18 protein-coding genes are annotated in these 22,868 nt (G+C 72.2%); 3 read left to right on the forward strand and 15 right to left on the reverse strand.

Annotated elements, in window-relative coordinates; genetic code table 11:
- Nucleotides 1–97 precede the first annotated feature (97 nt).
- The 14 genes from rpmA to ACIA8O_RS08745 all read right to left on the reverse strand — a co-directional run bounded on the left by rpmA (nucleotide 98) and on the right by ACIA8O_RS08745 (nucleotide 17,822).
- Complete coding sequence (gene rpmA / locus ACIA8O_RS08680; protein ID WP_030058248.1) at nucleotides 98–355, reverse strand: 50S ribosomal protein L27; 258 nt, start codon at nucleotides 353–355, stop codon at nucleotides 98–100.
- A 14-nt stretch (nucleotides 356–369) separates the two neighbouring features.
- Nucleotides 370–687: a 50S ribosomal protein L21 gene (rplU, locus tag ACIA8O_RS08685; RefSeq protein WP_345282382.1), complete on the reverse strand. Its 318-nt coding sequence runs from the start codon at nucleotides 685–687 to the stop codon at nucleotides 370–372.
- Between the two features lie 213 nt (nucleotides 688–900).
- Entirely contained in the window at nucleotides 901–4,422 is a 3,522-nt protein-coding gene (locus ACIA8O_RS08690; RefSeq protein WP_396292859.1) for a ribonuclease E/G, read from the reverse strand.
- A 413-nt stretch (nucleotides 4,423–4,835) separates the two neighbouring features.
- Nucleotides 4,836–5,597, reverse strand: coding sequence for a TIGR03936 family radical SAM-associated protein (locus tag ACIA8O_RS08695; protein WP_396292860.1), 762 nt, complete (start codon nucleotides 5,595–5,597; stop codon nucleotides 4,836–4,838).
- A gap of 47 nt (nucleotides 5,598–5,644) precedes the next feature.
- Nucleotides 5,645–7,024, reverse strand: coding sequence for a hypothetical protein (locus ACIA8O_RS08700; RefSeq protein WP_396292861.1), 1,380 nt, complete (start codon nucleotides 7,022–7,024; stop codon nucleotides 5,645–5,647).
- 81 nt (nucleotides 7,025–7,105) lie between these two features.
- Nucleotides 7,106–9,034: a TIGR03960 family B12-binding radical SAM protein gene (locus ACIA8O_RS08705; protein ID WP_396292862.1), complete on the reverse strand. Its 1,929-nt coding sequence runs from the start codon at nucleotides 9,032–9,034 to the stop codon at nucleotides 7,106–7,108.
- An 84-nt stretch (nucleotides 9,035–9,118) separates the two neighbouring features.
- The gene (rodA, locus tag ACIA8O_RS08710) at nucleotides 9,119–10,309 is read right to left on the reverse strand and encodes a rod shape-determining protein RodA (RefSeq protein WP_396292863.1); all 1,191 of its coding nucleotides are present in this window, start codon (nucleotides 10,307–10,309) and stop codon (nucleotides 9,119–9,121) included.
- Nucleotides 10,306–12,534, reverse strand: coding sequence for a penicillin-binding protein 2 (mrdA, locus tag ACIA8O_RS08715; RefSeq protein WP_396292864.1), 2,229 nt, complete (start codon nucleotides 12,532–12,534; stop codon nucleotides 10,306–10,308). Before mrdA ends, rodA begins: the two co-directional genes overlap by 4 nt.
- Before the next feature lie 13 nt (nucleotides 12,535–12,547).
- The gene (gene mreD / locus ACIA8O_RS08720; protein ID WP_396292865.1) at nucleotides 12,548–13,189 is read right to left on the reverse strand and encodes a rod shape-determining protein MreD; all 642 of its coding nucleotides are present in this window, start codon (nucleotides 13,187–13,189) and stop codon (nucleotides 12,548–12,550) included.
- Between the two features lie 2 nt (nucleotides 13,190–13,191).
- Nucleotides 13,192–14,082 carry a rod shape-determining protein MreC gene (gene mreC / locus ACIA8O_RS08725; protein WP_396292866.1) on the reverse strand — a complete coding sequence of 297 codons (891 nt, stop codon included), beginning with the start codon at nucleotides 14,080–14,082 and terminating at the stop codon, nucleotides 13,192–13,194.
- A 105-nt stretch (nucleotides 14,083–14,187) separates the two neighbouring features.
- The gene (locus tag ACIA8O_RS08730; protein WP_345282492.1) at nucleotides 14,188–15,213 is read right to left on the reverse strand and encodes a rod shape-determining protein; all 1,026 of its coding nucleotides are present in this window, start codon (nucleotides 15,211–15,213) and stop codon (nucleotides 14,188–14,190) included.
- Between the two features lie 304 nt (nucleotides 15,214–15,517).
- Nucleotides 15,518–15,931, reverse strand: a complete 414-nt coding sequence (ndk, locus tag ACIA8O_RS08735) for a nucleoside-diphosphate kinase (protein ID WP_396292867.1) — start codon at nucleotides 15,929–15,931, stop codon at nucleotides 15,518–15,520.
- Nucleotides 15,932–16,159: 228 nt separating this feature from the next.
- Nucleotides 16,160–16,495, reverse strand: coding sequence for a DUF4233 domain-containing protein (locus tag ACIA8O_RS08740; RefSeq protein ID WP_396292868.1), 336 nt, complete (start codon nucleotides 16,493–16,495; stop codon nucleotides 16,160–16,162).
- A 1-nt stretch (nucleotide 16,496) separates the two neighbouring features.
- Nucleotides 16,497–17,822 (reverse strand): bifunctional folylpolyglutamate synthase/dihydrofolate synthase, encoded by a 1,326-nt coding sequence (locus ACIA8O_RS08745; protein WP_396292958.1) that lies wholly within the window; start codon nucleotides 17,820–17,822, stop codon nucleotides 16,497–16,499.
- A gap of 229 nt (nucleotides 17,823–18,051) precedes the next feature.
- On the opposite strand from ACIA8O_RS08745, the gene ACIA8O_RS08750 reads away from it, so the two are divergent.
- From ACIA8O_RS08750 to ACIA8O_RS08760, 3 genes are all read left to right on the forward strand, one after another.
- Nucleotides 18,052–19,479, forward strand: coding sequence for a glycosyltransferase (locus ACIA8O_RS08750; RefSeq protein ID WP_396292869.1), 1,428 nt, complete (start codon nucleotides 18,052–18,054; stop codon nucleotides 19,477–19,479).
- 29 nt (nucleotides 19,480–19,508) lie between these two features.
- A complete protein-coding gene (gene wecB, locus ACIA8O_RS08755; protein WP_396292870.1) occupies nucleotides 19,509–20,636 on the forward strand; it encodes a non-hydrolyzing UDP-N-acetylglucosamine 2-epimerase in 1,128 nt (375 codons plus the stop codon).
- Nucleotides 20,637–20,735: 99 nt separating this feature from the next.
- Complete coding sequence (locus ACIA8O_RS08760; RefSeq protein WP_396292871.1) at nucleotides 20,736–22,277, forward strand: chitinase; 1,542 nt, start codon at nucleotides 20,736–20,738, stop codon at nucleotides 22,275–22,277.
- A 41-nt stretch (nucleotides 22,278–22,318) separates the two neighbouring features.
- Here ACIA8O_RS08760 and ACIA8O_RS08765 read toward each other — a convergent pair whose 3' ends face one another.
- Nucleotides 22,319–22,834, reverse strand: a complete 516-nt coding sequence (locus ACIA8O_RS08765; RefSeq protein WP_396292872.1) for a hypothetical protein — start codon at nucleotides 22,832–22,834, stop codon at nucleotides 22,319–22,321.
- Between the last annotated feature and the right edge of the window lie 34 nt (nucleotides 22,835–22,868).

The raw sequence follows: 22,868 nt of genomic DNA on the forward strand, positions 1-22,868 counted from the left end.
TCCAGCTATGGGGAAAAACAGTTGTCTGCTTCAAAGCATGGAGGGTGGACCGGATAATTCCGGTCCACCCTCCACGGAATCCGACGTGACGTCAGATTCAGGCCTCAACGGCCACGATGTTGACGACCTTGCGGCCGCGACGGTTGCCGAACTGGACCGCACCGGCGGTCAGCGCGAACAGGGTGTCGTCGCCACCGCGACCGACGCCCGCACCCGGGTGGAAGTGGGTGCCGCGCTGGCGGACGAGGATCTCGCCGGCGCTGACGACCTGGCCGCCGAAGCGCTTGACGCCGAGGCGCTGGGCGTTCGAGTCACGGCCGTTGCGGGTAGAGCTTGCGCCCTTCTTGTGTGCCATCTCTCGCTATCCCCTTACTTGCTGACGGAGTCGATGCTGGTGATCCGCACAGCGGTGTGCTGCTGGCGGTGACCCTGGCGGCGACGGTAACCGGTCTTGTTCTTGTAGCGCAGGATGACGATCTTCTCGCCCTTGGTCTGGTCGACCACCTCGGCGTGAGCCTTCACGCCGGCGAGCACCCACGGGTCGGAGGTGACGGCGTCACCGTCGACGACCAGGATGGTCGAGAGCTCCACCGAGTCACCCGGCTTGGCGTCAACACGGTCAATCTCCAGCACGTCGCCGACGGCGACCTTGTGCTGGCGGCCGCCTGCGCGAACGATCGCGTACATGCGGTACCCCATTTCTAACTCGGTCGGAAACTCTCGATGCCAGCACCTGGGTACGGACACAGGCGCCTCCCCCGGACCGGAGCCCGGGAGGTGATGTGCTCGGGAGCGTGGCGTAGACACGCCGAGGGTCAAGAATACGGACGGCCCACCGCTTGGGCAAACCGGCCCCTACCGGGCCGGGGCGGTCGGAACCGACCGCCCCGGCACCAGGGCTTACTCGGCCGCCGAATCACCCTCGGCGGCCGCTGCCTTCTTGGCCGCCGCGCTGGTCCGCTTGGTGGCGGTCTTGCGGGCGGTGGTCTTCTTGGCCGCGGCGGTGGTCTTCGCCGCAGCGGTCTTCTTGGTGGCCGTGGCCTTCTTCGCGGCGGTCTTGCGGGCCGCGCGCTTCTTCGGCGCCGGAGCCTCCTCCTCGGCCGGGGCCTCGGTGGTCCCCTCGGCGGGAGCCTCCTCGGTCACGGCGGCGGGGGCCTCCTCGGCCGGCGCCTCGGCGACGACCTCGACGACCTCGACGGGCTCGACGACCTCGGCCACCGGCTCCGCCACCTCGACGGCGGGCGCCTCGGCGGCCGACAGCGCGGCCTCCATGGCGGCCTCGGCGCGGGCCTGCAGCACCACGATCTCGGCACCGGCCGGGGTGCCCGCCGGAGCGGTCGCCTTCCGGACGGCCCGGCGGCGGGTGCGCCCGGCCGGAGCGGCCGGGGCGGCCGGGATCTCCACCAGGTCGACCGCCGGGGCGGCCTCGGGCTCGGCGGCGGCCTCGACGGCCGGCTCCTCGCGGAGGGTGACCAGCGGCTCCTCGCGGAGCGTCACGATCACCGGCTCCTCGACCGCGGTCTCCTCGCCGGAGACGATCTCGAGGTCGTCGTGCTCGTGGTCGTGGTCGTGGTCGTGGCCGACCGCCTGCGGCTCCTCGGCCGCGGCGCCGCCCTTGCCCCGGCGACGGCGCTTCGAGCCGCCCGAGGCGGCCTCGCCGGCCGTGCCGACCGGGCCACCGCCGCCACCCTGGGAGGTGGGCTGCTCCATGTGCACGATGACGCCGCGCCCGTTGCAGTGCACGCAGGGCTCGGAGAAGGACTCCAGCAGGCCCTGGCCGACCCGCTTGCGGGTCATCTGCACCAGGCCGAGCGAGGTGACCTCGGCCACCTGGTGCTTGGTCCGGTCCCGGCCCAGGCACTCCAGCAGGCGGCGCAGCACCAGGTCGCGGTTGGACTCCAGCACCATGTCGATGAAGTCGATCACGATGATGCCGCCGAGGTCGCGCAGCCGGAGCTGACGGACGATCTCCTCGGCCGCCTCGATGTTGTTCCGGGTGACGGTCTCCTCGAGGTTGCCGCCCTGGCCGACGAACTTGCCGGTGTTGACGTCGACCACGACCATCGCCTCGGTCCGGTCGATCACCAGCGAACCGCCGCTGGGCAGCCAGACCTTGCGGTCCAGCGCCTTCATCAGCTGCTCGTCGATCCGGTAGGTGGCGAACACGTCCACGTCGGAGGTCCACCGCTGCAGACGGTCCGTCAGGTCCGGCGCCACGTTGGAGACGTACTCGTGGATGGTGCTCCAGGCCTCGGCACCCGAGACGATGACCTTGGTGAAGTCCTCGTTGAAGATGTCGCGGACGACCCGGACGGTCATGTCCGGCTCGCCGTAGAGCAGCGCCGGGGCGTTGCCGGAGGCGGCCTTCTTCTGGATCTCCTCCCACTGCGCCTGCAGGCGCTGCACGTCGCGGGTCAGCTCGTCCTCGCTGGCGCCCTCGGCGGCGGTGCGCACGATGACGCCCGCGTCGTCCGGGACGATCTTCTTGAGGATCTGCTTCAGGCGGGCGCGCTCGTTCTCCGGCAGCTTGCGGGAGATGCCGGTCATCGAGCCCTCGGGCACGTAGACCAGGTAGCGGCCGGGCAGCGAGATCTGGCTGGTCAGGCGGGCGCCCTTGTGGCCGATCGGGTCCTTGGAGACCTGCACCAGCACGGACTGGCCGGACTTCAGCACCGACTCGATCCGGCGCGGGCCGCCGTGGCCGAGCGCGCCGAAGTTGACCTCACCGGCGTAGAGCACCGCGTTGCGGCCCTTGCCGATGTCGACGAAGGCGGCCTCCATCGACGGCAGCACGTTCTGGACCTTGCCCAGGTAGACGTTGCCGACGTACGAGGTGGCCTGCTCCTTGTTGACGTAGTGCTCGACGAGCACGTTGTCCTCGAGGACGCCGATCTGGGTGCGCTGGCCGTTCTGACGGACCACCATGACCCGCTCGACCGACTCGCGGCGGGCCAGGAACTCGGCCTCGGTGATGATCGGCACCCGGCGGCGGCCCAGCTCGCGGCCCTCGCGGCGGCGCTGCTTCTTGGCCTCCAGACGGGTGGAGCCCTTGATGGACTGCACCTCGTCCGGGTCGAACGACGGCTCGGCGGAGCGGCGGCGCGGCTCGCGCACCTTCACCACGGTGCGGACGCCGTCCTCGGTGGTCTCGGCGGCCGGCTCGGCACCGGCCTCACCGCTGCGGCGGCGACGGCGACGACGGCGGCGCGAGGAGGCCAGGCCACCGGCCAGCTCGTCCTCGTCGTCACCCTCGGCCTCGGCGTCGGCCTCCTCCTCGGCGGCCGGCACCTCCTCCTGCTGCTCGGTGGCCTCCGGCTCCTCGGCCTCGCCACGGCGGCGGCGACGGCCACCGCGACGGCGGCGGCGGGACGGACGGTCGTCCTCCCACTCGTCCTGCTGCTGCTCCTGGGGCGCCGTCAGCTCGGCGGGCTCCTCCTCGGCCGGGGCCTCGGCCCGGACCGGCTCCTGACGGACCGTCTCCTGGCGCACCGGCTCCGAACGGGCCTGCTCCCGGCGCGGCTGGGTCTGCACGCGGACCGCACGGCGGTCGCGGCGGCGGCGGCCGACGCCGCTGTACTCGTACTCGTCCTCCTCGGTGACCGGAGCGACGACGACCGGCTCGGCCTGCGCGACCGGGGCCACGGCGGCGACGGCCGCGGGCTTCTCCGGGGCGACGTAGGGGGCGGGCTCCTGGAAGACCGGGGCCTGGAAGATCGCGGTGGACGGGCGGACCGCGCGGCGGCGGGCGCGCGGCGGGGCGGCGTCCTCGACCACCGGCTGCGGCGCGGCGGCGGCCGGCTCCTCGGCGACGGTCTCCTCGACCGCCTCCGGCTCCTCCTCCGGGGTCTCCTCGGCGACCGGCTCCACGACGGTCTCCTCGACCACCGGGGCGGGCTCGACCACACGGCGGCGGCGGGTGCGGCGGGCCGGGGCGGCGGGCTCCTCGGCCACCGGCTCGGCCGCGGGGGCCTCGGCCGGGGCCTCGACGGCGGCCGGACCCGCGGCCACGACGGCCTCGGCGGTCAGCGGCTCGGCGGCGGGCTTGGCCTCGGCGCGCTTGCGGGTGCGGCGGGCCTTGGGCTTCTCCTCCGCCACCGGCTCGGCGGCCGGGGTCTCGGCCGGGGCCTCCGCGGCGGCCGGCTCGGTGGTGACCACCGCGGTGGCCTCCGGCGCACCGGCCGGGGACTCGGCGCGCTTGCGGGTGCGGCGGGCCCGGACCGGCTTGGCCTCGGCGGCCGGCTCGGCCGCGGGGGCCTCGGCCGGAGCCTCGTGCGTCTCGGCCGGCAGCACCGTCTCGGCGGCCTCGACGGCCGCGCCCTGCGGGGTGCCGGCCGGGCGGGACACGGCGCGGCGACGACGGCGCGGCGGGGCCGCGTCGGTCTCGGGTGCGCCCTGCTGTTCGCTGTTCTCGTTATCGAGCATGCGGGTGGATCTCCCGTCAGGCCCCCGGGCTCCGCATCCGGGCACGTCGCGACGCCGCCGGGCCGGCCGGGCCGCGGGTTCGCGGGCCAGACCGCCTGGGCGTCGCCGTGCGGACGCGAGGCCGCACAGGGGCTCGTAGTCTCGCTCGGCGCCCCGCACGGTGCGGGGTGTCGAAAGTCTTCTGGTACCGACCAGTCTTCTGTGGTTGTCCGGCCTGCGCCGGTCCCCCGTCCCGGATGGCTGCCGGAGGGGCCTCGGGCCCACCACCCATCCGGGGTGGCGGGCCACAAGGGGCTGGCCTGCGTCGACGCCCGCTCCCCTGGGGAGCCGGGCGGCCCGGAGCGGCAAGGCCCGGAAGCCGGGCCTGCCCTCCTCCCGCCAGGCGGACGCAGGTGCGCGCGGCCCGGCGGCCTCTAGCCGGCCGGGGCCGCGGCGCGGTCGAGCGCCAGCGGGTCGGTCACCGTGCCGGTCTCTGCGTCGAGCGGCCCCTGCGCCAGCCTGGTCACCTCAGCGGGGACCGGCGGCGCCAGGTCGGCCGTCGCACGGAGACCGGACAGAACGTCGTCGGGTCGTACGGCGGGTGTGGCGTGTCGTACTACCAGGCGCAGTATCGCACAGGGTCCGGCGGTACGAACATCGCGCGTACCGTCCGTACCGGTGTTGTTACCGTCGCCCACCTGCGGCGCAAGGAGTTCCAGCGCCGCCACCGCGCCGCGCGCGTCGAAGACCCGGATGCCGTTCTTCGTCTGGCGTTCGACCTCCACCTGCTCCTCGGCCAGGAACAGCGCGATCGCGCGGGCCGCCTCCTCCTCGGTGACCCGGTCCAGCCGGACCTGCCACTCGGAGGCCTCCAGGCGCTCCACGAAGTGCGGCGTGCGCACCTCGACGGCGTCGATCACGTCCAGGCCGGGCGGCAGCGACTCGTCGAGCTGCGCGCGCAGCGCCTCCGGGTCGCGGACCTCGGCGAGGCCGATCTCCAGGTACTCGGCCTCGCTGGCCACCCCGGTCGGGGCGGCGTTGGCGTACGAGACCTTCGGGTGCGGGGTGAACCCCGCCGAATAGGCCATCGGGACCGCCGAACGGCGGAGCGCGCGCTCGAACGCCCGCTGGAAGTCACGGTGGCTGGTGAAGCGCAGACGGCCGCGCTTGGTGTAGCGGAGACGGATGCGCTGCACCGTCGGCGCGGGCGGCGGACCGTCGGGCGTGCGGCGTGCCAGGGCGCTCAGTCCTTAGTCAGTGGGTCGGGCCGGCCGCTCGCGTGATGGGCTCCGGCCGGACTTCTGTCAGCGTCAAGGGTACGGCCTGTGCCGCCCACCAGTGCCCGCCTGGCCTCCCGGGCCGCCTCCCGGACGGAGGACCAGGCCCGCTTGAGCTCGTCCTTGACGGGCCACCAGACGTCCCGGCGCGCCCAGCGGCAGGGCCGCACCACCGCCCAGCGCCACAGCCGCCCGGCCAACCGCCAGGCCCAGCGGAGGACCTGACCGACCGTCCGGAGCACCGGCCGCAGCAGCACCCGCCAGAGCCAGGCGAGCGGGATCACCAGCAGGTACCGCAGCAGTACGCCGACGGCGCGGCCGAGGACGGTCAGGACCGTGAGCAGACCCCGGAGCAGCCGGACCAGCCCGCGCACGCAGGCGAACAGCACCTCGACCAGCCCGTACCAGAGCGGCGTGAGCACCGACCGCCAGAGCCACCGCAGCGGGGCCGCCACCAGGGTCCGCCCCGCCCAGGCCAGCCCGCGGCCGAGCAGCGACAGTCCGGACCACACACCCCGGCCGAACAGCACCGCCCCGGCCCGCAGGGCGCGGCCGACCGGAACCAGCACCCAGGTACCGAACCACTCCAGCGGAACCACCACGCCCCAGCGCAGCAGCCAGGCCAGCGGCAGCAGCACGCCGTTGCGTCCGAGCCAGACCAGCCCCCGGCCGACCGCGACCAGCGCGGCGCCGAGCGCGAACAGCGCCACCGCCAGCCCGCGCCCGGACGGGCGGAGCACCCGGCGGCCGACCCAGCCGCCCGGCCGGACCAGCAGGGTCCGCCAGAGCCACCGGGCCAGAGCCATCAGGCCGCGCCCGGTCAGGATCAGCACGGCGCCGACCGTGACCACGGCGGCGAACAAGGCGCGCCCGACCGGTGCCAGTACCTGTGTGCCGAACCACACCAGCGGGCGCAGGACCAGCGTCCCGACCAGCCAACCGAGTGCCCGGCCCGCCGCCGTCAGGCAGCGCTCCACGGCGCGCGCGAACGGGCGCAGCAGGTGCTCGGTCACCGCCTCGACGGTCCACGCCACCGCGCGGCCGACCGCCACCAGCCCGCGCCACAGCACCCGCAGTACGGCCGCCACGGCCCGTCCGACCGGCGTCAGCAGGTACGCGTACAGCGCCTTGCCCGTCCAGCCGAGCGCGCGCCCGACCGGGACGAGCAGGTAGGCGTAGACCGCCAGGCCGGCCCGGGCCAGCACGCGCGAGGCCGCGCGCCGGGCCAGCACCAGCAGCTCCCAGACGAAGCGCACCGGGAGCACCACCGCGAAGGCGACGGCCCGCGCGGGTATCCGCACCGCGGCGGCCAGGCAGCCCTCGGCCGGTCTGTCCTGCTCATCCATGAACGGGCTCCCCCCGTAAACGACCTGACGGTCCCTGCCGTGCAGCACGCACGGGAGGGACCGCCGGTTTCCTTGCCTGTGTTACGAGTTGACGACCGTGAGCGGCAGCAGCTTCTTGCCGGTGGGGCCGATCTGGATGTGAGTGTCCATCTGCGGGCAGACGCCGCAGTCGAAGCACGGGGTCCAGCGGCAGTCGTCGACCTCGACCTCTTCGAGGGCGTCCTGCCAGTCCTCCCAGAGCCAGTCCTTGTCGAGGCCGCTGTCCAGGTGGTCCCAGGGCAGCACCTCCTCGTAGGTGCGCTCGCGGGTGGTGTACCAGTCGACGTCGACGCCGGTGCCGGCCAGGCCCTTCTCGGCGGCCGCCATCCAGCGGTCGAAGGAGAAGTGCTCGCGCCAGCCGTCGAAACGGCCGCCGTCCTCGTAGACGGCGCGGATCACGGCGCCGATGCGGCGGTCACCGCGGGAGAGCAGGCCCTCGATGATGCCGGGCTTGCCGTCGTGGTAGCGGAAGCCGATGTTCTTGCCGTACTTGCGGTCGCCGCGGATGGAGTCGCGCAGCTTGGCCAGGCGCTCGTCGGTGGCCTCGGCGGAGAGCTGCGGGGCCCACTGGAACGGGGTGTGCGGCTTGGGCACGAAGCCGCCGATGGAGACGGTGCAGCGGATGTCGTTCTGGCCGGTGACCTCGCGACCCTTCTGGATCACGTTCTTGGCCATCACGCCGATCTGGAGCACGTCCTCGTCGGTCTCGGTGGGGAGGCCGCACATGAAGTACAGCTTCACCTGGCGCCAGCCGTTGCCGTACGCGGTGGCCACCGTACGGATCAGGTCCTCCTCCGAGACCATCTTGTTGATGACCTTGCGGATGCGCTCGGAGCCGCCCTCGGGGGCGAAGGTAAGGCCGGAGCGGCGACCGTTGCGGGTCAGCTCGTTGGCCAGGTCGATGTTGAAGGCGTCGACCCGGGTGGAGGGCAGCGAGAGGCCGATCTTGTCCTCGGTGTAGCGGTCGGCCAGGCCCTTGGCGATCTCGCCGATCTCGGTGTGGTCGGCGGAGGAGAGCGAGAGCAGGCCGACCTCCTCGAAGCCGGTGGCCTTGAGGCCGCGCTCCACCATCTCGCCGATGCCGGTGATGCTTCGCTCCCGCACGGGGCGCGTGATCATGCCGGCCTGGCAGAAGCGGCAGCCGCGGGTGCAGCCGCGGAAGATCTCGACGGACATCCGCTCGTGCACCGTCTCGGCGAGCGGGACCAGCGGCTGCTTGGGGTACGGCCACTCGTCCAGGTCCATGACGGTGTGCTTGGAGACGCGCCACGGCACGCCCTCGCGGTTGGCCACCACGCGGGCGATCCGGCCGTCCTCCAGGTACTCCACGTCGTAGAACCGCGGGACGTAGAAGGCGCCGGTGCGGGCCAGCCGGAGCAGGACCTCGTCGCGGCCGCCGGGGCGGCCCTCGGCCTTCCAAGCCCGGATGATCTCGGTCATGTCGAGCACGGCCTGCTCGCCGTCGCCGACCACCGCGACGTCGATGAAGTCCGCGATCGGCTCGGGGTTGAACGCCGCGTGGCCGCCGGCCAGGACGATCGGGTCGTCCAGGCCGCGGTCGGCGGCGAGCATCGGGATCCCGGCCAGGTCGAGCGCGGTCAGCATGTTGGTGTAGCCGAGCTCGGTGGAGAACGACAGGCCGAACACGTCGAAGGCGCGCACCGGGCGGTGGGCGTCGACCGTGAACTGCGGGACGCCGTGCTCGCGCATCAGCTTCTCGAGGTCCGGCCAGACGCTGTAGGTGCGCTCGGCGAGCACGCCCTCGCGCTCGTTGAGCACCTCGTACAGGATCATGACGCCCTGGTTGGGCAGGCCGACCTCGTAGGCGTCCGGGTACATCAGGGCCCAGCGGACGTCCGCCGAATCCCAGTCCTTGACGGTCGAGTTGAGCTCGCCGCCGACGTACTGGATCGGCTTCTGGACGTGCGGGAGGAGGGCCTCCAGGCGTGGGAAGACCGATTCGACTGACATGCGGTGAGCCCTTTGCGACGCGGAACGGGGTGACCCTTCAGGGTAGCCGAACCCGACTGCGTCAAGTTTCGCGCACCGAGTCGGTCAGATCCCTATCGGCCGCTGGGTCCGGACGCACTGGAGCAGGCCGATGCCGATCCAGACCGCGAACATCGAGGAGCCGCCGTAGGAGACGAAGGGCAGCGGGATGCCCGCCACCGGCATGATGCCGAGGTTCATCCCGATGTTCTCGAAGGCCTGGAAGGCCAGCCAGGTGATCACGCCGGCCGACACGACGGTGCCGAACAGGTCGGTGGCCTGCCGGGCGATCTTGCAGGCCCGCCAGAGCACCACGCCGAGCAGCAGGATCAGGCCGAGCCCGCCGACGAAGCCGAGCTCCTCGCCGGCCACCGTGAAGACGAAGTCGGTCTGCTGCTCGGGGACGAACTGGCCGGTGGTCTGGGTGCCCTTGAACAGGCCCATGCCGGTCAGGCCGCCGGAGCCGATCGCGATCCGGGCCTGGGCCGTGTTGTAGCCCACGCCGGAGGGGTCGAGCGCCGGGTTGGCGAAGGCGGCGAAGCGGTCGATCTGGTACTTGCTCAGCACGCCGAGCTGCCAGATCGCCACCGCCCCGCCGACGCCGGCGGTGATCAGGCCGAAGACCCACTTGTTGGCGGCGCCGGAGGCCAGCAGGATGCCCATGATCGCGATGCCCATCACCATCACCGAGCCGAGGTCCGGCATCAGCATGACGACGGCCATCGGGACGGCGGCCAGGCCGAGGGCCATCAGCACCGAGCGGTCCGAGGGGAAGGCCCGCTCCCCCGCGTCCACCTGGGCGGACAGCACCAGGGCCATCACCAGCACGATCGCCAGCTTGGCGAACTCGGCGGGCTGGATGGAGAAGCCGCCGCCGAACTGGATCCAGGCCTTGGCGCCGTTGATGGTGGAGCCGAGCGGGGTGAGCACGGCCATCAGCATCAGCAGGGTGATGACGTAGACGAAGGGCACGGCGGTGCGCAGGCGCCGACTCCCTATCAACACCACCACCACGAACAGGGCCAGACCGATCGCCAGGTTGGTCAGGTGGCGGTAGAGGAAGTACTGCGGGTCGCCGTGGGTCAGCGAGTCCCGGCCGCGGGTGGCGGACCAGATCAGCAGCGAGGAGCCCAGCGAGAGCACCAGCGCGGCCAGGATCATCAGCCAGTCCAGCCGCCGCAGCGGGGAGTCCTTGGCCAGCGCCCTGCCGACCGCGCCGCGCGGCGGCACGGGGCCGTAGGAGGAGTACGACGTCATCCGCGGGTCCTCCTGACGGTCGGCTCCAGGGCGGCCACGGCGAGCATCCGGGGCGCCGTCGGCGGAGCCTGCGGGGCCGGGTCGAGGAAGGTCGCACCGAGCTCGAAGGCTCCCGGGAAGGAGGCCGGCCGGACCGCGGTGCCGTCGGGGTTGAACTTGGGGAGCTCGGCCTGCGGCTTGGTGAGCAGGGCCTTGCCGGTGTCGACGTTGCCCTTGTCGTCCACGCCGTAGATGGCCTGGTAGATGCGGCGGACGGCGTCACCGGAGGCGCCGGAGCCGGTACCGGCCTGACTCATCGTCATGACCACCGCGTAGTCGCGGCTGTAGGTGGTCAGGTACGAGGTGGTCTGCTTGCCGAAGACCTCGGCGGTGCCGGTCTTGGCGTGCAGCTCGATCTTGCCCTGCGGCCAGCCGGCGCCGACGAACTTCCAGGCGGCGGAGCCCTGTTCGATGACGCCCTTGGTGGCCTGGTCGATGTACTGCAGGGTGCGGGCGTCGGTGGGGATCTTCCCGTCCTCGTGCGGGGCGATCTCCCGGACCAGCGTGCCGTCCGGGGCGACCACGGCCTTGGCCACGGTCGGCCGGTAGAGCGTGCCGCCGTTGGCCAGCGCGGCGTAGATCCGGGCCATCTGGAGCGGCGTCACCAGGGTGTCGCCCTGGCCGATGGAGTAGTTGACGGCGTCACCGGCGCGCATCTGGTAGCCGTCGGCGCAGTTCTCCTTGGCCACCTGGGTGCCGTAGTCGTTGCCGCCGGACTGCGCCTGCTTGCACCAGGCGTCCTTGTTGGCGTCGTAGTACTCCTGCTTCCACTGGCGGTCCGGGATCCGGCCGGCCGCCTCGCTGGGCAGGTCGATGCCGGTCTTGGCGCCGAGGCCGAACTGCTTGGCGGTCTTGTAGAACCAGTCCTTGGCGTCCTTCTTCGGCTTGATCCCGCCGTCGGCCATCCACTGGTCGTAGGCGAGGCCGTAGAAGACCGTGTCGCAGGAGACCTCCAGGGCGCGGGCCAGGCTGATCGAGCCGTAGCCCTTGCTCTCGAAGTTCTTGAACTCGCGGCCGCCGAAGGTCAGCGAGCTGGGGCAGGCGTAGTTGCCGCTGAGCGAGTAGCCGGCCTGGGCGGCGGCCGCGGTGGAGACCACCTTGAAGGTGGAGCCGGGGGCGGACTGACCCTGTATGGCCCGGTTCAGCAGCGGGTAGTTGGACTCCTTGCTGGTGAGCGCCTGGTAGTCCTTGCCGGCGATGCCGCCGACCCAGAGGTTGGGGTCGTAGGTGGGGGCGCTGGCCATCGCGACGATCCGGCCGGTGTGCACGTCCATCACCACGGCCGCGCCGGAGTCGGCCTCGTAGTTGCGGTGGGTGTCCTTGTCGACCACCTTGCGGGCGTCGACCATGGCCTGGGCGAGGTTGTCCTCGACCGCCTTCTGGACCCGGGCGTCGATCGAGGTGACCAGGTTGTTGCCGGGCTGGGCCGGGGTCTTGCCGGCGCTGCCGATCACCCGGCCGAGGTTGTCCACCTCCAGCCGGTCGATGCCGGTGGTGCCGCGCAGGTCGTTGTCGTAGACGGACTCCAGGCCGGCCCGGCCGATCTGGTCGACCGGCAGGCGGCGCTCCCGGCCCGGCTTGTCCTTGGTCTTCTGCACCTCGTCGTCGGTGACCGGCGAGAGGTAGCCGAGCACCTGGGCCAGGTTGGCGCCCTCGACGCCGGTGTAGCGGCGCAGCGAGGTGGGCTGGGCGGTGATGCCGGGGAAGTCCTCGCGGCGTTCCATTATCTGCATCGCCTGCTGGGTGGTGGCCGCCTTGGTGACCGGGATCGGCTGGTACGGGGAGCCGTTCCAGCACGGCTGCGGCGTCTTGGCGTCGCAGAGCCGGACCTTGTCCTGGACGTCCTTGGCGGGCATGCCGAGCACCTCGGCGAGCCGGGTCAGCACGGCCTTGCCGCGGTCCTTCTGCTGGAGCAGCTCGGTGCGGCTGACCGAGACCACCAGCTTGGCCTCGTTGCCGGCCAGGATCCGGCCGGAGGCGTCCAGGATCTCGCCGCGCACGGTCGGCTCGACCACCTCGCGGACGTGGTTGCCGGCCGCCTTCTCGGCGTACTCCTTGCCGGTGCGGATCTGCAGGTACCAGAGCCGCCCGCCGAGGGTGGCGAGCAGCGACAGCACGAGGACCTGGAGCACGATCAGACGGATCGTCACCCGCGGGGTGCGGCCGGTCTCCGGGATGTTGGTCACGGGTGGTCGCTCCTCACGGGCGCTTGGCGAGGCCGGGGATCCGCCGCTTCTTGCCGTAGCCCGGCAGCGCGGAGACCTCCCGGGTGGTCTTGTAGCGGGACAGCGTGCCCAGGCCCGAGCTGTTGCCGTCCTCGGACTCGGTGATCACCGGGGCGCCGTCGAAGCGGCGGGCCAGCGCCATCACGGCGGGCACCACGAAGGGGGCCAGCAGCACGTCGTAGAGCAGTGCGCTGAACACCAGGCCGGTGAGGCCGACGTGCCGGGCGGCGGTGTCGCCGACCAGCGCGCCCACCATCGCGTACAGCAGGGTGGAGGCGACCGCGGCGACCGCGACCACCAGCAGCGCGCTGAGCGCCGAACGCTGGCGGCCGCCCTCGGGGCGGAGCAGGCCGGCCGCGTAGCCGAGCAGGCAGAGCACCAGGGCGTACCGGCCGACGGCGTGGTCGGACGGCGGGGCCAGGTCGGCCAGCAGACCGGCCGCGAAGCCGATCAGGCAGCCGCTGGTGGGGCCGTAGACCAGGGCCAGGCCGACCACCACCAGGAGCATCAGGTCCGGGGTGGCACCGGGCAGTTGGAGCCGTCCGAGCACGCTCACCTGGACGACCAGGGCGAGCATCAGCAGGACGGCGGGCAGCACGATCCGGTTGATCCGCATGGTCAGTTCCCCCCTGCGGTCTGGTTGGCGGGCTGGGCCGGGGGCAGCACGGCGTCGCGCGGGTCGGTGCGCGGCGGGACGACCACCACGCCGACCAGGTCGAGGCGGGTGAACTGCACGTACGGCTCGACCAGCACGGTCTTGGTGAGCTGGCCGGGGGTGGACTCGACCTCGACCACCTTGCCGACCGGGACGCCGGGCACGAACGGGCGGCCGCTCTGCGAGCCGAAGGTCACCAGCCGGTCCCCCGGCTTGACCTGGGCCTTGCCGTTGAGCAGCGAGACCTTCATCGGGCCGGTGCCCTGGCCGTTGGCGAAGCCGATCTCGCCGCTGCCCTCCAGCCGGGTGCCGGCGCTGAAGCCGGGGTCGGAGGCGAGCAGCACGGTGGCGGTGGTCGGCGCGATGGTGGTGATCCGGCCGACCAGGCCCTGACCGTTGATCACGGTCATGTCCCGGGTCAGGCCGTCGTCGCTGCCGGCGTCGATGGTGATGGTCCAGGAGAAGGCCTGGGCCGCGCCGATCGCGATCACCTGGGCGGCCTTGACGGTGTATCCGCCGTTGCCGGCCGTCCGGAGCAGCTCGTCCAGCTGCTTGGTGCGGCCCGCGGCGGTGTCCGAGGAGGCGACCCGCTGGCGCAGTTCGGTGTTCTCCCGGGTGATCTGGTCCAGCCGGGCCTGGTGGGTGCCGGCGTCCCGGACCGCGCGGACGGTGCCGGCGACCGGGTCGACGGCACCGGCGGCGGCCCGCTCGACCGGGCCGAGCGCACTGGCGGCGAACCGCCGGGCACCGCTGAGCGGAGAGCTCTCACCGCCCTTGATGTCCACGGTGATCAGCGCGAACGCGACCGCCACCAGCAGGACGAGCAGTAGTCGGCTCTCTCGTGTGTCCCTCACGGTGCGGGAGCTGCCCTTCGATGCCGGGCCCCCGGCCGCTGTGGACGGCTGGGGGCCCTTCAGTTGACGTGTCTTCTTGCCTGACTGACGCCGTGCCCGGTCTGACTAACGACGCGGCTGTGCGTCCAGTACCTGCTGGAGCGCCTCGAACTCCTCGACGCACTTGCCGGAGCCGAGCGCGACCGAGTCCAGCGGGTTCTCCGCGATGTGGATCGGCATGCCGGTCTCCCGGCGCAGCCGCTCGTCCATGCCGCGCAGCAGGGCGCCGCCGCCGGTCAGCACGATCCCGCGGTCCATCACGTCGCCCGCCAGCTCCGGCGGGCACTGGTCCAGGGTGGTCTTCACCGCGTCGATGATGGAGTTGACCGGCTCGTCGATGGCCTCGCGGACCTCGGCCGCGGAGATCACCACGGTCTTCGGCAGGCCGCTGACCAGGTCGCGGCCGCGGATCTCGGCGTGCTCGTCCTTCTCGCCCTCCAGCGCGAAGGCGGAGCCGATGCTCATCTTGATCTGCTCGGCGCTGCGCTCACCGAGGAGGAGCGAGTACTCCTTCTTGATGTGCTGCACGATCGCGTTGTCCAGCTCGTCGCCGGCCACCCGGATGGACTGCGCGGTGACGATCCCGCCCAGCGAGATCACCGCCACCTCGGTGGTGCCGCCGCCGATGTCCACCACCATGTTGCCGGTGGCCTCGTGCACCGGGAGCCCGGCGCCGATCGCGGCCGCCATCGGCTCCTCGATGATGTGCACCTGGCGCGCGCCGGCCTGGGCGCTGGCCTCGATCACGGCGCGGCGCTCCACCCCGGTGATGCCGGAGGGCACGCAGACCACGACGCGCGGGCGGGCCAGGTAGCGGCGGCGGTGGATCTTCAGGATGAAGTACCGCAGCATCCGCTCGGTGATCTCGAAGTCGGCGATCACGCCGTCCTTCAGCGGGCGGATGGCGACGATGTTGCCCGGCGTGCGGCCGATCATCTTCTTCGCCTCGGAGCCCACCGCGAGGATGCCGCCGGTGTTGGTGTTCACCGCGACCACCGAGGGCTCGTTGAGCACGATTCCCTTGCCCCGGACGTAAACCAGCGTGTTGGCCGTGCCGAGGTCGATCGCCATGTCACGGCCGATGAACGACAGGTTGTTGCCCATGGGGTGTGTGGTGCCTTCCCGAGCTCGGATGCAGATGGCGGGGAGATGGGGGCGAGCGACGGCGGACAGCCGTACCGGGCCCGTGAGTTGTGCTCCATCGTAGCCACGCCGGTCGTCGCGGACTGCTCGGACTGCGAGGTACGGGATGCCGCCCATTCTCCGGCGGCCCGACGGCATCTCCGAGGATTGGGACGCCGTGTCGGGGTTCCGAGTTCCGTATATGAGGATCAAACGCCGATATTCACCCGGCCGGTCCCCGGGGGGCGGGGACCGGCCGGGTGATGACCGTCCGTCAGGCGTGCGACGGGAAGAAGATCTTGATCTCGCGCTCGGCGGAGACCTCGGAGTCGGAGGCGTGGATCAGGTTCTCGCGGGTGATGGTCGCGTAGTCCCCGCGGATGGTGCCGGGGCCGGCCTGCAGCGGGTCGGTCGCGCCGGCGAGGGCCCGGACACCCGGGATCACGTTCTCGCCCGTGACGATCAGCGCGATCGACGGGCCCGAGGTCATGAACTCCAGGAGCGGCTCGTAGAAGGGGCGGCCGACGTGCTCGGCGTAGTGCTCCTCCAGCGTCGCGCGGTCGAAGGTCCGTAGCTCGACGGCGGCGAGCTGCCAGCCGGCCTTGCGCTCGATCCGGCTGATGATCTCGCCGGCCAGGCCGCGCTTGACGGCGTCGGGCTTGAGCAGGACGAGAGTGCGCTGGGACACGGTACGGCTCCTGGGGACTAGGCGTCGGTCACCCGGAACATTACCTTGCGTGGTCGAACCCGAAGGGACGGCCCGATTGCGTGAGGCCGGGGGCGCGAGGAACTGCGCGAGCCGGAAGGCGGCCCACCTGCAACTGACCCACCGTCAGCCAGCTGCAGGTGCTGCCGTTCCCCCGCGCGCAGTTCCCCGCGCCCCTGCGGGGCGCTACCACCCGTGCCCCGGGCGGCGCTACGCCGTCGCGGCGGCGCGGGCGGCCTTGATCTCGTCGATCTTGCGGCCGTAGTGGACCGACGCCCACCAGAGGCCGGCGAAGACGATGCCGAGGCCGAACATCGTGGGCAGCACGAAGCCGCTGAGGACCAGGCCGATCTGGAGGGCCCAGCCGACGGCCACCGCGCCGGGGCGGGTGATCGCTCCGCAGAGCAGGACGCAGAGCACCATGGCGACCCCGCTCACCGCCCAGATCGTGCCCGCCCCGATGTCGGAGAGCTGCATCGCGACCAGCGCCGCGAACATGATCAGCAGTGCCTCGCCGATCAGGGTGGAGGAGCAGAGGGTCCGCATGTCACTTCCTCCCGAACAGGATGCGGGCCTCGCCGATGGTGATCACCGAGCCGGTGACGATGACGCCGGCCCCGCCGAGGTCCTCCTCCTCGGCCGCCGTGATCGCCGCTTCGATCGCGTCGTCGAGGCGGGGCTCGACCCGGACGCGGTCCTCGCCGAAGACCTCGACCGCGATGGCGGCGAGCTGGTCGACGGGGGTGGCGCGGTGGGTGGAGTTCTCGGTGATGACGACCTCGGCCAGGATCGGCTCGAAGGCCTCCAGGAAGCCGGCCGCGTCCTTGTCGCCGCTGGTGGCGATGACGCCGACCAGCTTGGAGAAGCCGAAGGACTCGCGGATCGCCTCGACGCTGGCCTGGGCGCCGTGCGGGTTGTGCGCGGCGTCGAGGATGACGGTGGGGCTGCGCCGGATGACCTCCAGGCGGCCGGGCGAGGAGACGCCGGAGAAGCCCTGGCGGACCTTGTCGATGTCGAGCCGGTCGCCGCCCGCCTTGCCGCCGACGCCGAAGAAGGCCTCGACCGCGCAGAGCGCGAGCGCCGCGTTGTGGGCCTGGTAGGCGCCGTGCAGCGGGATGAAGATGTCCTCGTACTCGGCTCCGCCGAGCCCACGGAGCGTCACCATCTGTCCGCCGACGGCCACCTCACGGCGGATCACGCCGAACTCCATGCCCTCGCGGGCCACGGTGGCGTCCACCTCGACGGCGCGGCGCAGGATCGACTCGGCGGCGTCCAGCGGCTGCTGGGAGACCACGGCCAGGCCGCCGGTCTTGATGATGCCGGCCTTCTGGGCGCCGATCTCGCCGGTGGTGTTGCCGAGGCGGTCGGTGTGGTCCAGGCCGATCGGAGTGATGACGGAGACGGCGGCGTCGATGACGTTGGTGGCGTCCCAGGTGCCGCCCATGCCGACCTCGACCACGGCGACGTCGACCGGGGCGTCCGCGAAGGCCGCGTAGGCCATGCCGGTGAGCACCTCGAAGAAGGACATCGCGATGGGCTGCTGCTGGTCGACCATCTGGACGTAGGGCTCGATGTCCCGGTAGGTCTCGATGAACTTCTCGACGCTGATCGGCGCGCCGTCCAGGCTGATCCGCTCGGTCACCGACTCGACGTGCGGGCTGGTGTAGCGGCCGGTGCGCAGCTCGAAGGTGTTGAGCAGCTGCTCGATCATCCGGGCGGTGGAGGTCTTGCCGTTGGTCCCGGTGATGTGGATCGCCGGGTAGGCCCGCTGGGGCTGCCCGAGGATGTCCATCAGCGCCCGCATCCGGTCGAGCGAGGGCTCGATCTTGTTCTCCGGCCAGCGCGTGGAGAGGGCGGTCTCGATCTCGCGCAGCTCGCCGTGGTTGTCGGCGGCGTCCGGGTTGCCGGGGCGGATCGTGTACGGGTTCTGCGGGGCCTTGTCGCTCACGCGGACAGTGTACGGAGCCCGCCGCCCCTCGGAAGCGGGTGAGGCCGGTCACCTTGCAAACATTTAGCAAAGTGCATCGTTTACAGTGGAAAACTATGGCGGCCAACGATGATCACCATGGATTCATAGTCGATCATCCGTTTGGAGCCTTCCTTTGGACGTCCTGCACTCCTACGTCACCGCGCACGAGTCGCAGGTGCTGTGGGTGGCGCACGCGCTCTCCCTGCTCCTGCTGGCCTACATGGCCTTCGTCTTCGGCCGCTTCCTGCTCTACTGGGCCGGCTCCGCGCACGCCTTCCGGCGCAACCGCCCGGCCGATCCCGGCGATCCGGGGCTCTTCCAGTGGCACCTGGTGATCCCGTGCCGGGACGAGGAGGCCGTGGTCCGGCAGACCCTGGACGGGCTGCGCCGCAGCGCGCCCGAGGCGCACCTGTGGGTGGTCGACGACGACAGCGAGGACCGCACCCGCGCGCTGGTGCTGGAGGCCGCGGAGCAGGACCCGCGGATCCACCTGGTGCAGCGCCGCCGACCGGAGGCGCGGATCGGCAAGGGCGCCGCGCTGAACGCGGCCTACCGGCAGATCACCGCCTGGCTGCCCGGGGGCACCGACCACGAGCGGGTGGTGCTCGGCGTGGTGGACGCGGACGGCGAACTGGAGCAGGGCGCGCTGGCGATGGTCGCCACCGACAAGGCGATGGGCCGTCCGGACACCGGCGCGGTGCAGATCGGCGTCCGGATGCGCAACGCCGACGACCAGCGCCCGCTGCCCGGCCGCGGCCGGATCGCCAACGGCTTCGCCCGCTACCTGGTGCGGATGCAGGACGTCGAGTTCCAGGCCGGCAACGCCGGGATGCAGCTGCTGCGCCGCCGCACCGGCAGCGTCGGCCTGGGCGGGAACGGCCAGTTCGTCCGGCTGTCCGCGCTCGACGCGCTGGCCGCGGCGGGGGACGGACGCAGCCCGTGGCCCGAGCGGGCGCTGCTGGAGGACTACGAGTCCGGCCTCGAACTCCGGCTGGCCGGCTACCGGCTGACGCACGTGCACGAGACCCGGGTCTCCCAGGAGGGCCTGGTCTCCGGCCGGCGCTTCCTCACCCAGCGGACCCGCTGGGCCCAGGGCAACATGCAGTGCCTGCGCTACACCTGGCGGGTGCTCAGGTCGGAGCACTACCGGCCCGGCGGCAAGGCCGAGGTGCTCTACACCTTCCTCCAGCCGGTGGTCGCGGTGCTGCTGGTGCTGCTCTTCCCGGTCTCGCTGGGCATCTCGGTGGCCACCCGGGTCTTCTACCCGCAGGACGCGATGGCCTTCGAGGAGCGGTTCGGCCCGTGGATGGCACTGGCCTTCGTGGTCGCCGCCCTGCCGCTGGTGCTCTGGGGGCTGTCCTACCGACGCACCGTGCACCCCGACCGCAGCCGGCTGACCGGGCTGCTCTGGGGCCTCGGCCTCTGGCTGTACACGTACCACGTCTTCCTGGTGGCCATCCGGGCCGCCGTCCGGCTGCTGCTCGGCCGCAACGGCTGGGCCAAGACCCGGCGCAACGCCGAGCTCACCGCCGTCGGCGCCCCCACCGCACTCGAAGCCTGACCGGCTCCATCCCGAACGGACCCCCACCGATGACCACCTGCTCCCCCGCCCCCGCCCGGATCGCCGTCGTCCTGGGCACCCGCCCCGAGCTGGTCAAGCTCGCCCCGCTGATCCACGAGCTCGGCCCGGCCGCCCGCCTGGTGCACACCGGGCAGCACTGGGACGAGGCCATGTCCGGCCGGTTCCTGCGCGAACTCGACCTGCCCGAGCCCGAGTTGCTCACCGGCGTGGGCGGCCGCCCGCGGGCCGGCCAGGTGGCCGCCGCGCTGGCCCAGCTGGAGTCCGCGTTCACCGCCGAGCGCCCGGGCGCCGTGGTGGTGCAGGGCGACACCAACGCCACCCTGGCCGGCGCACTGGCCGCCAACGCGCTGGGCATCCCGCTGGTGCACGTGGAGGCCGGGCTGCGCAGCCGCGACCGTGCCATGCCGGAGGAGCACAACCGGGTGATGGTCGACCACATCGCCGACCTGCTCTGCGCCGCCACCGAGGAGAACGCCGCCAACCTGCGCGCCGAGTCGGTCACCGGCGAGGCGATCGAGCTGACCGGCAACACCGTGGTCGAGGTGGTGGAGCGTCAGCTCCCGGGCCCCGACGTGCGGGCCGCGCTGCTGGCCCGGTACGGCCTGGCCGAGGACGGCTACGTGCTGGCCACCGTGCACCGGCCGGAGAACACCGACACCGCCGGGGCGCTCGGCGCCGTCCTCACCGAGCTGGACCGGATCGCCGCCGCCGGCACCGCCGTGCTCTTCCCGATGCACCCGCGCACCCGGGCCGCCGTGGAGCGCTTCGGCCTGGAACCGCTGCTGGCCCGGCTGACCGTCACCGAGCCGGTCGGCTACGGGGACTTCCTGGGCCTGGCCCGGCACGCCGCGCTGCTGGTCTCCGACTCCGGCGGGGTGCAGGAGGAGTGCACCGTGCTCAAGCGGCCGCTGCTGGTGGTGCGCCGCTCCACCGAGCGTCCCGAGGCGGTGGACGCCGGCTTCGCCGCCCTGGTCGCGCCCGGCCCGGAGCTCGGCACGCTGGCCGCCGCCTGGCTGGCCGACACCCCCGAGCGGCTGGCCCGGCTGGCCTCGACCCCCAGCCCGTACGGCGACGGTCTGGCCAGCGAGCGGATCGCCCGGCTCACCCTGGCGCTGGCCGAGCCCTTGACAGCCTGAGTGGTCTACTCCACCGTGTGTCCCACGTCACTGGTCCAGACCGGTGACTGACTCCCTGCACTGCTCCGCACCATCCTCACTCCCCCACACGGAGATGGCATGCGCGCAAGAAGCACGGTGAACGCGTTCCTGGTCGCCCTGGTGGCCGCCGCCCTGGCCCTGGTCGGCCTGCTGCTGACCACACCCGGCGCGGCGGCCGCACCCGGCGACGTGGAGCTGATCGAGAACGGCAATCTGGAGAGCGGGAACCACGTCTACCCGTGGAGCTGCTCCAACAGCTCGGGCCAGCCCGACTCCACGGGCGGCCGCGGCATCTCGCTGCGCGTCACCCCCACCGCGAGCGACAACGGCAAGTGCACCACCGTGGTGACCGTCAAACCCAACTCCACCTACGCGCTGAGCGCCTGGGTGAACGGCCCGTACGTCTACCTGGGCGCCGAGGGCGGCGCCACCGCCTCCACCTGGACCAGCAGCACCAGTTGGACCAGGCTGAGCACCACCTTCACCACCGGGGCGAGCGCCGGCCAGGTCACCGTCTACCTGCACGGCTGGTACGGCCAGAGCTCGTTCCTGATGGACGACATCTCGCTGATCGGCCCGGGCGATCCCAAGCCCTCCTCCAGCGTCACCACGCCGAAGCCGAGCACCTCGGCCAGCCCGAGCACCTCCGCGAGCCCGAGCACCTCCCCCAGCCCGAGCACCAGCACGAGCCCCAGCCCCAGCCCGTCCCCCACCGGGCCGCAGCCGCCCAACAAGCACCTGCTGACCGGCTACTGGCAGAACTTCGACAACGGCGCCACCGTGCAGCGGATCAGCGACGTGCCGGCCGCGTACGACATCATCGCGGTCTCCTTCGCCGACGCCACCGGCACGCCCGGCGGGATCTCCTTCACCCTCGACCCGGCACTGTCGAGCAAGCTCGGCGGGTACACCGCCGCGCAGTTCAAGGCCGACGTCGCGGCCAAGCGGGCGGCCGGCAAGAAGGTGATCGTCTCGGTCGGCGGGCAGAACGGCACGGTGGCGGTGAACAGTTCGTCGTCCGCGACCACCTTCGCCAACACCGCCGCCGCGGTGATCCAGGAGTACGGCTTCGACGGGATCGACATCGACCTGGAGAACGGCGTCAGCGCCACCTACATGGGCCAGGCGCTGCGCTCGCTGGCCGGGAAGGTCGGCAGCGGCTTCGTGCTCACCATGGCGCCGCAGACCATCGACATGCAGTCCACCGGTGCGGAGTACTTCAAGCTGGCGCTGAACGTGAAGGACATCCTCACCATCGTCAACATGCAGTACTACAACTCCGGCGCGATGCTCGGCTGCGACGGCCAGGTGTACTCCCAGGGCACCGTCAACTTCCTCACCGCGCTGGCCTGCATCCAGCTCAAGGGCGGCCTGGCGCCGCGTCAGGTGGGCCTCGGCGTGCCGGCTTCCACCAGCGCGGCGGGCGGCGGCTACGTCAGCCCGTCCGTGGTCAACGCGGCGCTGGACTGCCTGGCGGCCGGCACCAACTGCGGCACCTTCAAGCCGGACACCAAGTGGCCCGGCATCGGCGGCGCGATGACCTGGTCGACCAACTGGGACGCCAAGGCGGGCGGCGGCATCGCCACCACCGTCGGCGGCCACCTGCACGCGATGCCCTGACCCGGCGTCGGCCCCGGCGCGGGGTCGGCGCTGACCCCGCGTCAGCCCTGGCGCGGGATGCCCGTCCGGGCCCCGTGCCGGTGCCGCAGCTCGGTGACGATCTCGGTGAGCTCCCCCTCCGGCAGGAAGGGGAGCATCATCGCGACCGCCTGGAGCAGCCCGCCGAGCAGGAAGGTGGTGTCGGGGGTGGCGGCCACCAGGGCCCGGACGGTGGCCACGTCCCCGGCGTCCACCGCCTCCAGCAGTTCGGCCACCCCGACCAGTTCCTCCTCGGTGTCCACCTCGGAGGTGTTCTCGGGGGCCCGCCGGGCGAGGGCGCGGAGCACCCGGTCGGCCACCTGCGGGGCGTACGCCTTGCGGACCGCCTCGGCGGCGATCCACGCCAGCAGGGTGGTCACCTCGCCCTCGGCGTTCTCCGCGAGCAGCAGCTCCAGCTCGTGGTCGAAGGCGAGTTGGTTGCCGTGCCGGAACGCGAGCAGCAGGGTGGCCGCCCTGGCCTTCGCCTCGGTCACCTGTTCCATCGGCAGTTCGTCGGCCAACTCCCTGGTCACCACCACGCCGTGCCCTCCCGTCAGTCGACTACCTCGTCCC

It is taken from the genome of Kitasatospora sp. NPDC051853 (genome assembly GCF_044452665.1).
Taxonomy (GTDB): domain Bacteria; phylum Actinomycetota; class Actinomycetes; order Streptomycetales; family Streptomycetaceae; genus Kitasatospora.

Excerpts from the sequence above, each read along its gene's own strand:
- ACIA8O_RS08740 (WP_396292868.1), bottom strand. The coding sequence starts at position 16,495 with ATGCGGACCCTCTGCTCCTCCACCCTGATCGGCGAGGCACTGCTGATC.
- rplU (WP_345282382.1), bottom strand. The coding sequence starts at position 687 with ATGTACGCGATCGTTCGCGCAGGCGGCCGCCAGCACAAGGTCGCCGTC.
- rodA (WP_396292863.1), bottom strand. The coding sequence starts at position 10,309 with ATGACGTCGTACTCCTCCTACGGCCCCGTGCCGCCGCGCGGCGCGGTC.
- ACIA8O_RS08760 (WP_396292871.1), top strand. The coding sequence starts at position 20,736 with ATGCGCGCAAGAAGCACGGTGAACGCGTTCCTGGTCGCCCTGGTGGCC.
- ACIA8O_RS08705 (WP_396292862.1), bottom strand. The coding sequence starts at position 9,034 with ATGTCAGTCGAATCGGTCTTCCCACGCCTGGAGGCCCTCCTCCCGCAC.
- ACIA8O_RS08700 (WP_396292861.1), bottom strand. The coding sequence starts at position 7,024 with ATGGATGAGCAGGACAGACCGGCCGAGGGCTGCCTGGCCGCCGCGGTG.
- wecB (WP_396292870.1), top strand. The coding sequence starts at position 19,509 with ATGACCACCTGCTCCCCCGCCCCCGCCCGGATCGCCGTCGTCCTGGGC.
- ACIA8O_RS08690 (WP_396292859.1), bottom strand. The coding sequence starts at position 4,422 with ATGCTCGATAACGAGAACAGCGAACAGCAGGGCGCACCCGAGACCGAC.
- mreD (WP_396292865.1), bottom strand. The coding sequence starts at position 13,189 with ATGCGGATCAACCGGATCGTGCTGCCCGCCGTCCTGCTGATGCTCGCC.
- rpmA (WP_030058248.1), bottom strand. The coding sequence starts at position 355 with ATGGCACACAAGAAGGGCGCAAGCTCTACCCGCAACGGCCGTGACTCG.